General features: G+C 57.7%; 12 protein-coding genes. 6 read left to right on the top strand and 6 right to left on the bottom strand.

The window, feature by feature from the left end; translation table 11 throughout:
- Positions 1 to 177 precede the first annotated feature (177 nt).
- Positions 178 to 1,725 (bottom strand): RNA-binding protein, encoded by a 1,548-nt coding sequence (locus ACY4LX_RS13130; RefSeq protein WP_463260133.1) that lies wholly within the window; start codon positions 1,723 to 1,725, stop codon positions 178 to 180.
- A 203-nt stretch (positions 1,726 to 1,928) separates the two neighbouring features.
- On the opposite strand from ACY4LX_RS13130, the gene rtcR reads away from it, so the two are divergent.
- Both rtcR and folD read left to right on the top strand, forming a co-directional pair.
- Positions 1,929 to 3,551: an RNA repair transcriptional activator RtcR gene (rtcR, locus tag ACY4LX_RS13125; RefSeq protein ID WP_463260132.1), complete on the top strand. Its 1,623-nt coding sequence runs from the start codon at positions 1,929 to 1,931 to the stop codon at positions 3,549 to 3,551.
- Between the two features lie 146 nt (positions 3,552 to 3,697).
- Positions 3,698 to 4,642 (top strand): bifunctional methylenetetrahydrofolate dehydrogenase/methenyltetrahydrofolate cyclohydrolase FolD, encoded by a 945-nt coding sequence (gene folD / locus ACY4LX_RS13120; RefSeq protein ID WP_463260131.1) that lies wholly within the window; start codon positions 3,698 to 3,700, stop codon positions 4,640 to 4,642.
- Positions 4,643 to 4,852: 210 nt separating this feature from the next.
- On the opposite strand, the gene ACY4LX_RS13115 is transcribed toward folD, so the two are convergent.
- Together ACY4LX_RS13115 and ACY4LX_RS13110 are read right to left on the bottom strand one after the other, a co-directional pair.
- Complete coding sequence (locus tag ACY4LX_RS13115) at positions 4,853 to 6,127, bottom strand: glucarate dehydratase family protein (RefSeq protein ID WP_149658761.1); 1,275 nt, start codon at positions 6,125 to 6,127, stop codon at positions 4,853 to 4,855.
- 32 nt (positions 6,128 to 6,159) lie between these two features.
- Positions 6,160 to 7,506: an MFS transporter gene (locus ACY4LX_RS13110; protein WP_463260130.1), complete on the bottom strand. Its 1,347-nt coding sequence runs from the start codon at positions 7,504 to 7,506 to the stop codon at positions 6,160 to 6,162.
- Positions 7,507 to 7,610: 104 nt separating this feature from the next.
- Here ACY4LX_RS13110 and ACY4LX_RS13105 point away from each other — a divergent pair, with 104 nt between their 5' ends.
- From ACY4LX_RS13105 to ACY4LX_RS13095, 3 genes are all read left to right on the top strand, one after another.
- Positions 7,611 to 8,513, top strand: a complete 903-nt coding sequence (locus ACY4LX_RS13105; RefSeq protein WP_463260129.1) for a LysR family transcriptional regulator — start codon at positions 7,611 to 7,613, stop codon at positions 8,511 to 8,513.
- A gap of 236 nt (positions 8,514 to 8,749) precedes the next feature.
- Positions 8,750 to 8,929 (top strand): hypothetical protein, encoded by a 180-nt coding sequence (locus ACY4LX_RS13100; protein ID WP_463260128.1) that lies wholly within the window; start codon positions 8,750 to 8,752, stop codon positions 8,927 to 8,929.
- 3 nt (positions 8,930 to 8,932) lie between these two features.
- Positions 8,933 to 9,511 (top strand): hypothetical protein, encoded by a 579-nt coding sequence (locus ACY4LX_RS13095; RefSeq protein WP_463260127.1) that lies wholly within the window; start codon positions 8,933 to 8,935, stop codon positions 9,509 to 9,511.
- Positions 9,512 to 9,608: 97 nt separating this feature from the next.
- Here ACY4LX_RS13095 and ACY4LX_RS13090 read toward each other — a convergent pair whose 3' ends face one another.
- Entirely contained in the window at positions 9,609 to 10,010 is a 402-nt protein-coding gene (locus ACY4LX_RS13090; RefSeq protein WP_463260126.1) for a YfeK family protein, read from the bottom strand.
- A 502-nt stretch (positions 10,011 to 10,512) separates the two neighbouring features.
- Positions 10,513 to 11,145 carry a trimeric intracellular cation channel family protein gene (locus tag ACY4LX_RS13085; RefSeq protein WP_149658767.1) on the bottom strand — a complete coding sequence of 211 codons (633 nt, stop codon included), beginning with the start codon at positions 11,143 to 11,145 and terminating at the stop codon, positions 10,513 to 10,515.
- A 633-nt stretch (positions 11,146 to 11,778) separates the two neighbouring features.
- Between ACY4LX_RS13085 and ACY4LX_RS13080 the strand changes: the two genes are divergently transcribed.
- Complete coding sequence (locus tag ACY4LX_RS13080; RefSeq protein WP_045060687.1) at positions 11,779 to 11,964, top strand: ribbon-helix-helix protein, CopG family; 186 nt, start codon at positions 11,779 to 11,781, stop codon at positions 11,962 to 11,964.
- A gap of 68 nt (positions 11,965 to 12,032) precedes the next feature.
- Here ACY4LX_RS13080 and ACY4LX_RS13075 read toward each other — a convergent pair whose 3' ends face one another.
- Positions 12,033 to 13,688, bottom strand: coding sequence for a SulP family inorganic anion transporter (locus ACY4LX_RS13075; RefSeq protein ID WP_149658768.1), 1,656 nt, complete (start codon positions 13,686 to 13,688; stop codon positions 12,033 to 12,035).
- Positions 13,689 to 13,752 lie beyond the last annotated feature (64 nt).

The raw sequence follows: 13,752 nt of genomic DNA, 5'->3' as shown, positions 1-13,752 counted from the left end.
GTTGCCGCGCACCGGACTGAACCGGTCGTTAGATGTACAGCCATTCGGCATTCGTGCCTTTCACCGCCTCTGACAAGAGTTTGATGGGACGCCTTCGATGTAGTCCCATGGGCATTCAGTGCCGGTGAAAAAATCAATTCGTGTGGCGTGCGCCGTGTGACCGGCGCACGCGTTTGCTTACTCCATGGCCTCGATCACCTTCACCCAGTGCTGCGTACCGTAGTTGCCAGTGGCGAACTGCTCGATCACGTCGAACACCGCGTCGCTGAAACCGCCGACATTCAAGATGTCCTCACGGTCCGGCGCCTGGGTCGCCCAGCCCGGTTGCATGTCGATGCACACCAGCCGCGCGTGCGGGTTGATCTGCTTGATCCGATCCCATTGCTGCATCGTTTCACTGCTGCCCCGGCGACGCGCGTCGAGCCAGGATTCATTGTCCGAGACCATGATCAGCGTATCGACCTTGGCCTTCTCGTCAGCCAGTTTCGCCAGTGGCGCCGAGCAGCTAGTCCCGCCACCGCCGATGCCGGCGAGCTTCTCGGCGTTGCTCATCACGCTGTCACGCGGGTTGAGCTGGATATCCACCACCTTCATTTCAAACGGCATCACCCGGGCTTGCGGTTGTTTGCGCAAAACCGCTGCGGCGATCAGTGCAGCCACATCAATGCAGCGTACTGCGCTGGTCGCGCCCTGGCGATAACCGGTGACCGGGCTGTGCATCGAGCCCGACACGTCCGGGCACACCACGACATGCCCTTGCAGCGCCGGCACGTTGGCCAAGGACAGTTCCAATGCGTCCTGCAATGCCTCGCGCACTATGAGCGGCACGTCCTCCCCGGTCATGCGATACGCCGCCAATAACTGGTACGGATACACCCGCGCCTTCGCCACCGCCTCGGCGTCCGCCAAACGTGCGGCCACATACTCAGCGCAACCCGGCACTTGAAACGCACCGTGGCGCGCAAGGGTGTTGAGGTTCATGCGCAGGGCTTGCCAGCCCATGTTCTGCGCCTGAGCCGCCCATTGCTCCTTGCTCAGGGCCTCGTTACCCAGCAGTTGGAACGGTACCGGCGGCACCTCCTGGCTCGCGCCGCTACGGAAGGCCAGCAACGAGCGGGTCAGTTCAGGCAAGGCCTGCACATCCACCGGTTTACCGATCAGCCAGGCGAAGAACGCTGCACGCCAGGCCTCGTTGGGCTTGGGGTGAACCATCTTCACCACATCCGCCAGCGACGGCTGGTTGCCGATCGAGGCCTGGAGCAATTGGCGTTCGCTGGCGTTGTTCAACCAGTTCTGCACCAGGCGCTTTGGCTGCGAACCGAGGGACTTGCGCCCCGTGGCACCGCTGCGCAGGATCTGTACGAAGTTGCGCAACATCTTGCCGCTGTCCACCACCTGCTCGAACACCTCTGGCACCAGCGCCGAACGCTGTGCCGTGAGGGCGGCGAGCATCAAGGCCGGCATGTCTTTCATGTGACCCTTTTTACGAGCATACAAAGCGGCCTTCGCCACGTAGCGGCTGTCCAGCTCGGCGACCAATTGCAACACCTGATCCAGTTGGCTTTCGGCCGAAGCGTAGAACGTCGAGTTCAGGCACCCGGTCACGGCCAGTTGGGCCAACTTGTGTTTGGCGCTGTAGGCATAAGCCGGAGCTTGAGCGGCGTTCAGCGTGTCGCATGCCGGCAGGTTTGCCTGTTGGGTGTTGAACAGTTTGAAGTTGGCCATCGTGGCGTCTCGCTTGTTGTCTCGTTCGTTGCCAGAGATAGTGCAGCCGACGTGCCAGGTTTGTTTTTTTGTTCTAATTATTTTTTATCTTATTGATTTATATCGTTATTTTTAATTTTTGTGATTTTTGAGAATTCTGAAGGCGACAAACGGCTCGCTATTTATCTATCCTTTGATATCGCTTTTTATCTTCAGGTATAAACATGTCAGCCAAGCGCAGCGTCGCCATCGGTTTTATCGGCGCCACCCTCGATCGCGTCGGCAAGGGCGCCAATCGCTGGAGTCACTGGCGACCGAGCGTAGGCCTGTGCCAGCAACCGGACGTGCTGATCCATCGGCTGGAACTGATTCACGGTGTCGACGCCCGGGACGTCAGCCTGGCCCAGCGGGTTCGCGAGGACATCCGCCAAGTCTCGCCGGACACCGAGGTGCGCCTGCATCCCATGTCACTGCGCAACCCCTGGGATTTCGAAGAGGTGTACGGCGCGCTGCACGACTTCACCACCGACTACACCTTCGACACCGAGCACGAGGATTACCTCGTGCACATCACCACCGGGACCCACGTGGCGCAGATCTGCTGGTTCCTGCTGACCGAGGCGCGATTTTTACCGGCGCGGCTGATCCAGACCTCCCCGGCCCGGCGCCAGAGCGAAGCAGATAAAGCCATCGGCACCCACGCCCTGATCGACCTCGACCTGTCGCGCTACGACCGCATCGCCTCGCGCTTCGCCCATAAACGCCTCGAAGGCCTGGCGTTTCTGAAGTCCGGGATCGCCACCCGTAACGTCGCGTTCAACCGCTCCATCGAGCAGATCGAACGCGTAGCGGTGCGCTCCCAGGCACCGATGCTGCTGATCGGGCCGACCGGTGCGGGCAAGTCCTTCCTGGCCCGACGCATCTATGAACTCAAGCGCAGCCGGCACCAGATGCAGGGGCGCTTTGTGGAAGTGAACTGCGCGACCTTGCGCGGCGACGGCGCCATGTCGACGTTGTTCGGCCACATCAAAGGCGCATTCACCGGCGCACAGAATGCCCGCGACGGCCTGCTGCGCGCAGCCGATGGCGGCATGCTGTTTCTCGATGAGATCGGCGAGCTGGGCGCCGACGAACAGGCCATGCTGCTCAAAGCCGTGGAAGAGAAACGCTTCTTTCCCATGGGCTCGGACAAGGAAGTGGAAAGCGACTTCCTGATCATCGCCGGCACCCACCGCGACCTGCGCAGTCGCGTCGCCGAAGGCCTGTTTCGCGAAGACCTGTATGCACGGATCAACCTGTGGACGTTCGACCTGCCCGGCCTGGCGGGTCGGCGCGAAGACATCGAACCCAACATCGATTTCGAACTGGAACGCCATGCCCGCGACCAAGGCCATTTGGTGCGGTTCAACCTGGAGGCTCGACGCCGCTACCTGGCTTTCGCCAGCTCCAGCGAAGCCGCTTGGCTGGGTAACTTCCGCGAGTTGTCGGCGTCCATCACGCGCATGGCAACGCTGGCCGACAGCGGGCGCATCGACGAGGCTCAGGTCGAGGAAGAAATTGATCGCCTGCGTTATGCCTGGGGCCTGACGCAACCCAGTGATGATTTGGATGGATTGCTCGGTGAGAACGTCGACATCGACCTGTTTGATCGCCTGCAACTGAAAGCTGTGCTCGACGTTTGCCGGCAGGCGGACAGCTTGTCTGATGCGGGACGACGTTTGTTTGGCGTGTCGCGCCAGGCCAAGGCGCAGCCGAACGATGCGGATCGCTTGCGTAAATACCTGGCGCGCTTCGGGATTGAGTGGAAGCAAATGGCTGATTTGCAGCGCAGGGCTTCAATTGAATGATGTGCAACTGGCTCAGGGGCGCATCGCAAAAAAGATTCGCCCCGCTTTCAACACGACAGCCTCTATCCTCCCCCGCGACATCCTGTCCATCTGCTGCCTGTGGTAGACGGCGACCCTCGACTGGTAACCTGCGCCCTGCTCTTTCAATGACGACGGTGACGCATTTGATCAGCAGTACCCCCACACTGGCCCGGGATATCGACGGCAAAGCCATTTCCGCCCAGGTGCTCGACGAGGTCCGCGAAGAAGTTCTGGCCCTGGCCGCGCAGCAGATTCATCCCGCCCTCGCGGTCGTGCTGGTCGGCGACGACCCGGCCAGCCACGTCTACGTGCGCAATAAACTGCTGCGAGCCAAGGAAGTCGGGATTCGCTCCCTCGAACATCGCTTGCCGGACGACGCCAGCCAGGCTCAAGTGCTGGAGCTGATCGCGCAACTCAACGCCGACGTCACGGTGAACGGCATTCTGGTGCAGTTGCCGTTGCCGGGGCATATCGATGAAGCCGCCGTGATTCATGCCATCGACCCGATCAAGGACGTGGATGGGTTTCATCGCGAAAACGTCGGCGGTCTGGTGCAAGGCATGGACGTCTTGACCCCGTGTACGCCCAGCGGTTGCATGCGCCTGTTGCAGGAGACGTGCGGGGATATCAGCGGGCTGCACGCGGTGGTCATCGGCCGGTCGAACATTGTCGGCAAGCCGATGGCGACCTTGTTGTTGCAGGCTCACTGTTCGGTCAGCGTGGTGCACTCGCGCAGCGTCGATGCGCCGGCGCTGTGCCGGTTGGCGGATATTGTTGTGGCGGCGGTGGGCCGTCCTGGATTGATCGATGCCAGTTGGCTCAAGCCTGGGGCCGTGGTGATTGATGTCGGGATCAATCGTATTACCGACGCATCCGGCAGCCGTTTGGTGGGCGACGTCGATTACGCCAGTGCGCGTACCGTGGCCAGTGCGATTACGCCGGTGCCGGGTGGTGTCGGGCCGATGACGATTGCTTATCTGCTGAAGAACACCCTGATCGCGGCGCGGTTGCAGCGTGCGGTCAAGGCGCGGGAGCCGGATCCGGATGGGTGTGATTCGGATATCAACTGATCGACGCCAAACCTGTGGCGGGCGGTGAACCTGTGGCGAGGGGGCTTGCCCCCGTTCGGCTGCGAAGCAGTCGCCAAGCTGTGTGCACTGGGTGCAGGGGCCGCTGCGCGACCCAACGGGGGCAAGCCCCCTCGCCACAGCAAGCCCCCTGGCCACAACAAGCCCCCTCGCCACAAGGTTCAGTGTTAGCCACAGCGTTTCGCTGAAAAACTAGAAACGTGGCTTAACCGTCTTCCACTCTGGCTGATACTTCTGCATCTGTCTCACATCATCGCGCTGACGAATACCGCACGTCAGGTACTGATCATGCAGCTTGCCCAGCTGATCATGATCGAGCTCCAACCCCAGACCCGGCGCGCGGGTGATCTTCACGCAGCCATCCACGATCGGCAGCTTGCCGCCCTTGATCACCTCTTCATCCGGCTCCTGCCACGGGTAATGGGTGTCGCAGGCGTAATCCAGATTCGGCACCGACGCCGCCACATGCGCCATGGCCATCAAGCTAATGCCCAAGTGCGAGTTGGAATGCATGGACACGCCCAGGCCAAAGGTCTGGCACATCTTCGCCAGCGCCTGGGTGTCGCGCAGGCCGCCCCAGTAGTGGTGATCGGCGAGCACGATCTGCACGCTGTTCAGCGCCACGCTGCGGCGGAATTCATCGAAATCGGTGACCACCATGTTGGTCGCCAGCGGCAGGCCGGTGCGCTTGTGCAGTTCGGACATGCCTTCCAGGCCCGGCGTCGGGTCTTCGTAATATTGCAGGTCATCGCCCAACAGTTCGGCCATGCGAATCGAGGTGTCCAGCGACCAGTTGGCGTTCGGATCGATGCGCAGCGGGACGCCGGGAAACGCCTTCTTCAAGGCCTTGATGCACGCCACTTCATGCTCCGGCTCCAACGCGCCGGCCTTGAGCTTGATGCTCTTGAAACCGTAGGTTTCGATCATGCGCCGGGCCTGGGCGACGATCTGTTCTTCGTTCAGCGCCTCGCCCCAACTGTCCGGTTTATAGGGCGAATCAACATGCTGCGCGTACTTGAAAAACAGGTAGGCGCTGAACGGGATTTCATCACGAATCGCCCCACCCAGCAGATCCACCAGCGGCACGTTCAGCGAGTGCGCCTGCAGGTCGAGAAACGCCACTTCGAACGCCGAATAGGCGTTGCTGACGGCTTTGCTCGCATGGGAGCCCGGCGCCAGTTCCGCACCGGCGACGCTGGTGGTCTTGTTGGCCGCCACGGTGGCCTGGACGATGGCGCGCAACTGGTTGAGGTTGAACGGGTCGAGACCGATCAATTGATCCTTGAGTTGCATCTGGATCGCCAGCGCCGGGGCATCGCCGTAGCTCTCGCCGAGGCCGATGTAGCCGTTGTCGCTCTCGATTTCGATGATCGAGCGCAGCGCAAAGGGTTCGTGAATGCCGCTGGCATTGAGCAAAGGCGGATCGCGAAAGGCGATGGGGGTCACGGTTACGCGTTTGATTTTCAAAGGTCAGGCTCCGATTGATCTCTATCCAGGTCTTAACGTGTAGCGGCGTGGTTCGGCACCACCGCTTTGGTCGCGGTTTGCGTGCTTGATTTCGGGGTAGTGCGAGCAAAGAAGATCACCACGGCGGCCACCAGCGACGTCGCCGCCAGGCCATACAGGCCGCCCTCGATGGAACCGGTGGATTGCTCGAGGAAACCGAACGCAGTCGGCGCAACGAAGCCGCCTAGATTGCCGATGGAATTGATCAGCGCGATGACTGCCGCCGCGATGCGCGCATCCAGATAACTTTGCGGAATCGGCCAGAACAGCGCAGAAGCTGCCTTGAAGCCGATTGCGGCAAAACAGATCGCGACAAAGGCAAAGATCGGGCCGCCCGTGGTGGACATGAACATGCCGAACGCGGCGATCACCAGGGTCAACGCGACCCAGGCCTGCTGGAACTTCCACTTGCTGGCCAGGGCCGCGAAGCCGTACATCGCGACGATGGAAATGATCCAGGGAATCGAGTTGAACAGGCCGACCTGGAAGTCGCCGAGGTTGCCCATCTTCTTGATCATGCTCGGCAGCCAGAACGTGGCGCCATAAATGGTCAGGGCGATGGAGAAGTAGATGAAGCAGAACAACGCGATCTGCCGGTCGGCCAGCAGTTTAAACATCGACGGTTTGGGCCCTTTCGCCGCTTCGCGAGCCTGCTGTTCTTCGGCGATGGCCATGATCAATGCGCCCCGCTCCTCTTCAGTCAGCCATTTCGCCTCGCTCGGATGGGATTGCAGCCAGAACCAGACGAATCCGCAGAGCACAATGGAGGCAAAGCCTTCGATCAGGAACATCCACTGCCAGCCATGCAGGTTCAAGCCGTTGACGTTCAGCAGTGCCCCGGACACCGGGCCGGAAATCACCGAGGCAATCGCTGAACCGCTGAGGAACACCGCCATGGTCTTGCCGCGCTCAGACGCCGGCAGCCATTGGGTGAAGTAATAAATGATGCCCGGAAAAAAACCGGCCTCTGCCGCGCCGAGGATAAAGCGCAGCACGTAGAAACTGGTTTCGCCTTTGACGAAGGCCATCGCCATGGCGGCCGCGCCCCAGGTGAACATGATGCGGGTCAGCCAGACCCGGGCGCCGTAACGCTGCAGCAGCATGTTGGACGGTACTTCAAACAGCGCATAACCAACGAAAAACAAGCCGGCGCCCAGTCCATAAGCCGCGGCGCCAATGCCAAGGTCGGTTTCCATGTGGCTGCGCACGAAGCCGATATTGACCCGGTCGATGTAGTTGACGATGAACATGACCACGAACAGCGGCAGCACATGGCGTTTCACTTTGGCGGCGGCGCGGGCCAGCACCGTGGGCTCCGTCGAACTCTGGAGGGTTTTCAAGGGCGACTCCCGATCTTGTTTTTTTGGGGACGAGCCGATCATGGACGCGGTAATTGATCCCGTCTAATCTAACCTGGCATTCGATTGATACCTGGATTAGATCAATGTTCGAACTCACCCAACTGCGCTGCTTTACCACGGTCGCCACCGAGCTCAACTTCCGTCGAGCGGCCGAACGCCTGAACATGACGCAACCTCCACTCAGTCGCCAGATTCAGTTGCTGGAGCACCACTTGGGCGTCGAGCTGTTCACCCGCACTACCCGCAGCGTTGCCCTGACGGCCGCCGGTCGCGCCTTTTTCATCGAAGCGCAGAACCTGCTGGAGCGCGCCCAGCAAGCGGCGGTCACTGCCCGGCGTTTTGCCGAAGGCGACATTGGCTCAGTCAATATCAGCTTCGTCGGCAGTGCCGTGTATGAATTCCTGCCCAAGGTGATTGCCGAAGCACGGTTGAAACAGCCTCACGTGAAAATCGATCTGTCGGAGATGAACACCTACCAGCAGCACGAAGCCCTGCGCGCCCGGCGGATCGACCTCGGCATCGTCCGTGCGCCATTGCTGGAACCGGGCTACGCCACCGAATGCCTGGTGCGTGAGCCGTTTGTCCTGGCCGTGCCGAGTAATCATCGACTGGCCAGAGCCGAAAGCGTGTCGGTGCAGGACCTCGATGCCCAACCCTTTCTAATGTACTCCCACGCCGCCTACCCGCCGTTCAATGAACTGCTGACCGGCATGCTGCGCTCGGCTCGCGTGGCCCCGGAATACGTGCAATGGCTCGGCTCATCCCTGACCATCCTGGCGCTGGTCAACGCCGGCATGGGCCTGGCCCTGGTGCCGCGCTGCGCGACGAGTGTGGTGTTCAAGAATGTGGTATTCCGCGATATCGATCTGGGCGATGGGGTGCAAAGCGAACTGCATCTGATCTGGCGCGAAAACAACGACAACCCGGCGTTTGCGATGCTGTTGGAGGGCATTCGACGGGCAGTCCGCGAGGGCTGGGGGGTATGAAAAAGCCCAACCTTTTCGGGGTTGGGCCAAAGCACTAGTAGCGGTGGTATTCCTGACCTCCGTAGTAACGACCATGATCACGTCCATGCCCATGTCCATCATGCCAATACGGCCAGCAGCCACCGAGTAGCAGGGTGGCTGCAATTACCAACAGTAACGGGGTTGTACGTTTCATCTGATCATCTCCCGACAGGCGATGCCTGACGCTGTAAACATTTGAACGGCCTGGAAATGAGATGGTTCAACGTACCGGACATTGGGGAGATGAATTTTTTGGCATGAAAAAGCCCAGCCTCCTCTACGCTGGCTGCGCCGTTGAAAAACAACGGCGGGAAGGCGTGCCGGAAAGGTTAACATTCACCAGAGCCCGCCGCTTTTTCGATGCAAGGACAGCGATCAAACAACATGGAACGTAAGTGATGTCGATCTATTCAAGTATTAAATCCGTAGTCACCAAAACTATAAAAGTGCTGGGCTTGATCCTGCTTGAAATCATTAGAGCTGCGCTTAAATTGGTGCTTTTCGTGGCAGCCGTATTGGTTTTGATTGTTTTCTGTATGTGGGTAACCGCTGACTCTACCAGCCCCAAATTGAGCCCCTTGCTAACCGAACTGGTTAACACGGTAAATGAACATCGAATATCCCGTTACCACAATCAGGATTGGTGCAAAAGTATTGAATCCGAGACTGGCAACTACGCCGACAAGCCAAGCTCCACCTGTGGTAGCGATGATGAGAACAAACCTTTCGATGCGCACGGAGCGCAACTGTTCGCGCTGGTCAGTTACGCGGCTACAAAGGCGCACATAGCGCCTACCAGAATCGACATTCAATCAGAGCACGGCCGCGTAACGTTCGCGAGAATCGACCTTTCCTGCCTCTTCGGCTACGCGGCTTATGTCTATTCGCCGCAAAAAACCTATGTCACTCAAGAGAGAAAACCGACAGACGTCAGGGATATGACCGGGGGTTGGTATTACGAAAACAGGGGTATTTGAACGACCCCCTCCAGTTTCCTTGGCCGCCTAGCAGCCAGGCTGACAGAAACAAAAAAGCCCAGCGGGTGGGCCGGGCCTTATCGTTTCAGGAACAGATTCAATGGGGCTGGCGCTGTCTCTGTAACTCGGTCTTCAGCCACGTGCTCGTCGGCTGGACGCCTGCTGAACAATTCACTTCATAGGCTTTGCCATTCATGCTGCTTTTGGTGGCGGCCAGATCAATAAAGTCTTCGGCGCTGCTCACCCTGTTTTTGCCTTCAAGATAATCCAGCTTCTTTTCGAGATGCGCTCGAGCCTGGGGTCCCGGGTATTCAGTGCCATTGCGCACAAACTTGCATTCACTGCGCTCCACAAAATCCAGCAAGCCCTTTATCTCCTGATAAGCCTTCGGCGTGGTTTGGGCCTGCGCACCGCCCGCCACTGCCAATAGACCGATAGAAACCGTGATCAACCATTGGCGAACAATGGTTCGGGTGGCCTCTGCTTTGATAATCCGCATGGTACTTCCTTGTTCTGAAAGTGGGCGACTTTAGCACCAGGGCGTCAGAAACGAAAAAGGGGATCAAGCCGCCAAACTTGACCCCCTTACGAAATAGGGTCGGGACGGAGTGATTCGAACACTCGCCCCTAGCCCCCCATCTCCTTTCCATACTAGTTCTGTGATGAGACCGGCAAGAAGACAGGCGTAACCCCTCAAATCATCATCTCGGATCACGCAGACAGACTGACCCAAAGCGAAGGATGCAAATTTCCAGACTACGTCCGGGACAACAGTCCGTGCCTGGATACCGCTAACAGTCCAATTTGGCGCCGGGCCTCGTTATCGCACATCACGACAAATCAGGTTACAACCCCGAGGGCCTGACTTCTCGGATGAACTCTATCTAATGGCGAAGGAAAAAAAAGGCTGCAGGAGCAGCCTCAAGGATGGGGGGGCAGAGATGACTAAGCATCACTCATGTTTTCTTATAGAGCGTAGCTTTGTCGGCCTGGCAACAAGATCAATCGTCTACATGGAACCTGGGTAGCATCCATTTCCAACGAATGGCGGCAATACGGCTGACAAAAACGAACGCAATGGCGATTGCAGACGCCACTTCAAGAGAAATCTGCAAATCCAACAGCGTGATATAGGCGACGGCACCCAAAATACTGATGGATGCATAAACCTCACGTTTAAACACCAACGGTATTTCGTTACACAACACATCACGCATCACACCCCCGGCGACTGCGGTAGCTACACCCATGATCACTGCGATGCTGGGAGGGAGGTTTTGCTGAAGAGCCATATCTGTTCCTCTGACCGTAAATACAGCCAATCCAAATGCATCGGCTACCAACAACACCCTCTCGTTGAAGGTTTTCAAGGTCCTCGCCCAAATCATGGTTCCTAGCGAAGCACTAACCCCTACCAAAAAGCCATTCTCATTGGAAACCCACTCGATCGGATAATGAGCCATCAGTACGTCACGCAAGGCACCGCCGCCTAAAGCGGTGACTAAACTGATGGTGATCACACCGAACCAGTCCAACGATTTTCGCCCTGCCATCAGGGTGCCAGTTACTGCGAAGGCTGCAACGCCTGACAACTCACAGTAATAAATCACCCAGCCAGCGTGGTAAGCCTTCATTTACGGAACCAGCCTGTACTGCAAATGGGAGAAGTTCTTGAAATGAAGCACCCTCAAAGACTCACATTGAGGTCTAATCACATTATCATAGTATGATAATAAAATCACAGCTGAGGCGAGCGATGAATACGGGGCAAAAAACACAGCCGCGTATCGTCATGAGGGTTATCCACTCGGAAAAACCATTGTTGAATCAAGTGTGCGGGTCGAAACGATAGGTGACCTGACAATGGCGTACAGCCCAGGGGGGGCGCGCGGCCCTGCTTGGCAATGGCCAAAAATCCGGACGACGTTTACCGCTTTACAGGTAATCAGCCGCAACGAGCGTACGGCGACCGAGTGTATGAGGCTGCTGCTGAACGTGGGTGCACACTCATCTCGTATGGACCCACGCAGTACTCGCCTGCAGCGGTGCTGAGGAGGGATTACATTATTCCCAAGCCGTTGGATGGGCGCCTGCATTCGGGGGGGAGCTGGAGCAGTGGCTAGAGCGGCAATTGATTCGGGCGAGGCCGTCGCCATTTTCTGATCACGGTCAATCTCGTTAACTGTAACAAACCTAATCGGTGACAAAAAAATCCCCGACCATTACAATTTGATTAACATCGACCGTTTTAGGGTATTGGCAACTCCATGGAAAACAAGACTGCACGACTAACTGTGCTCATTGATCCCGTCAAGAAAAAAGCGCTTGAAGAGCTGTGCGCGTCTCAGGATCTGACGCCCTCTCAGGTCGTTCGTCAGCTTATTCGGGACTATCTGGAGACGCATGGCGTGTCCTACGCCACAAAAAGCAAAACTGCGGCCAATGGCAAGTGATTCATCTGCGCATGAGCGGGCACGACGAATGCCTGCTCATCGCTCCTTCTACTCTCTTGCACCTGTCTCTAGCCCTGTGGCTTGTCGATCTCGGCGTAGCTGCCCAGTGCACCACTGAAGTCAGCATGATAATGCTGTGAGCCGAGTGCTTGAAGAACCCCTGCCTTGTCGAGCTTGCCAAGGACTTTTTCGTTGGCTTCACACAACTTCACGACAATGCTGCGTTTACGCAACTGCTCAATAACTTCGAGTAGCGTTTGTAAGCCCGTGATATCCATGAACGGCACCCGCTTCAGACGAATTATCAACTTCCGGGGATCGGTGTGCGTCTGAGCCAAAACGCGCTCAAAGGTTTCTACTGCGCCAAAGAAGAGAGGCCCCTCAATGGTGTAAACCAAAACACCAGGTGGAAGATGTACATGCCCATTCAAGCGCAACTCTGCCTCCAGCTCTTTTTCGACCATTAACTGCACCTCTACAGATGCAGCCATCCGACGCATAAACTGCAGCATGGCGAGAATGACCCCGATATTCACTGCAATCGCTAGATCGCTGAAAACGGTCAGGCTGAAAGTGATTAAAAGGATCGCAACGTCCGCTTTTGGGGCGCGTTTGACCATGCGTTTGAAGTGCTTCAGTTCGCTCATGTTGTAAGCGACCACGAATAAGATCGCAGCCAACGCACACAGCGGGATATCCGAAGCCAGAGGTGCCAGGAAGAAGATCAATAAAATCAACGTGACGGCGTGCGTAAAACCCGCAATGGGGCTGTTGCCGCCGTTGCGGATGTTGGTCGCAGTTCGAGCGATCGCGCCTGTCGCAGCAAAACCACCAAACAGAGGTGTGACCAGGTTGGCAATGCCTTGTCCGATTAACTCCTGATTGGAGTCATGTTTTGTGCCGGCCATCCCGTCGGCGACAACAGCAGACAACAGCGACTCGATCGCCCCCAGCATCGCGATCGCGAACGCAGGACCAATCAATTCAATGATCTGCGGCAGCGTTATTTCAGGAAGGCCAATTTTGGGCAGTCCTTGAGGAATCCCCCCGAATGCACTCCCTATCGTTGCCACGCCATCGAATTTAAAACAGGAATGCAACGCCGTCACAACGACCATGGCAATCAGAGGACCAGGAACACGCCTGACGCCTGGAATTTTAGGCGCGAGAATCACCAGCAGCAGGCTCAAGATGGCTAACAGGGTCGTGGGCACATGGAGGCCAGGCAGCGCCTGAATGAGGTGCCAAAGCCGCTCATGAAAATGCTCGCCACTGATGTTCGGCAAGCCCAAAAAGTCTTTCCACTGCCCGACCCAAATGATCACACCAATACCGGCGGTGAACCCAACGATCACGGGATCGGGAATGAACTTGATGAGTGCGCCAAGCTTGGTGATGCCGAGCAGTAATAATATTGCGCCCGCCATCATTGTCGCGATCTGCAAGCCATCAACGCCGTACTTGGCCGTTACGCTGGCCAAAATGACGATGAACGCCCCGGTCGGGCCGGCGATCTGTAGTCGACTCCCGCCGAAAAGCGAAACCAATAAGCCACCCACAATTGCCGTGTAGATTCCTTGCTCCGGCTTGACACCCGAGGCGATGGCAAACGCCATGGCCAAGGGTAACGCCACGACGCCGACGATGACCCCCGAGACGATATTTCGAAGCCAGTGCTTGCGCCCTAACAAGCCCGCTTTCCAAGCTTCTCGTATGGCAATCATGACTAGCCTCGCGCTGGTGGCATGTGCATACTATTCACACGTAGTGATAATAGTAAAGCAATTG

The sequence above is a fragment of the Pseudomonas sp. Emmai genome, assembly GCF_055179735.1.
The sequence above is the reverse complement of the archived record's forward strand: the minus strand, read 5'-3'. Positions and strand labels throughout refer to the sequence as shown.

What these genes read in the sequence shown, in the direction of transcription:
- ACY4LX_RS13130 (WP_463260133.1), bottom strand. Translation starts at nt 1,725, where the DNA reads ATGGCCAACTTCAAACTGTTCAACACCCAACAGGCAAACCTGCCGGCA.
- rtcR (WP_463260132.1), top strand. Translation starts at nt 1,929, where the DNA reads ATGTCAGCCAAGCGCAGCGTCGCCATCGGTTTTATCGGCGCCACCCTC.
- folD (WP_463260131.1), top strand. Translation starts at nt 3,698, where the DNA reads ATGACGACGGTGACGCATTTGATCAGCAGTACCCCCACACTGGCCCGG.
- ACY4LX_RS13105 (WP_463260129.1), top strand. Translation starts at nt 7,611, where the DNA reads ATGTTCGAACTCACCCAACTGCGCTGCTTTACCACGGTCGCCACCGAG.
- ACY4LX_RS13100 (WP_463260128.1), top strand. Translation starts at nt 8,750, where the DNA reads ATGGTTCAACGTACCGGACATTGGGGAGATGAATTTTTTGGCATGAAA.
- ACY4LX_RS13095 (WP_463260127.1), top strand. Translation starts at nt 8,933, where the DNA reads ATGTCGATCTATTCAAGTATTAAATCCGTAGTCACCAAAACTATAAAA.
- ACY4LX_RS13090 (WP_463260126.1), bottom strand. Translation starts at nt 10,010, where the DNA reads ATGCGGATTATCAAAGCAGAGGCCACCCGAACCATTGTTCGCCAATGG.
- ACY4LX_RS13085 (WP_149658767.1), bottom strand. Translation starts at nt 11,145, where the DNA reads ATGAAGGCTTACCACGCTGGCTGGGTGATTTATTACTGTGAGTTGTCA.
- ACY4LX_RS13080 (WP_045060687.1), top strand. Translation starts at nt 11,779, where the DNA reads ATGGAAAACAAGACTGCACGACTAACTGTGCTCATTGATCCCGTCAAG.
- ACY4LX_RS13075 (WP_149658768.1), bottom strand. Translation starts at nt 13,688, where the DNA reads ATGATTGCCATACGAGAAGCTTGGAAAGCGGGCTTGTTAGGGCGCAAG.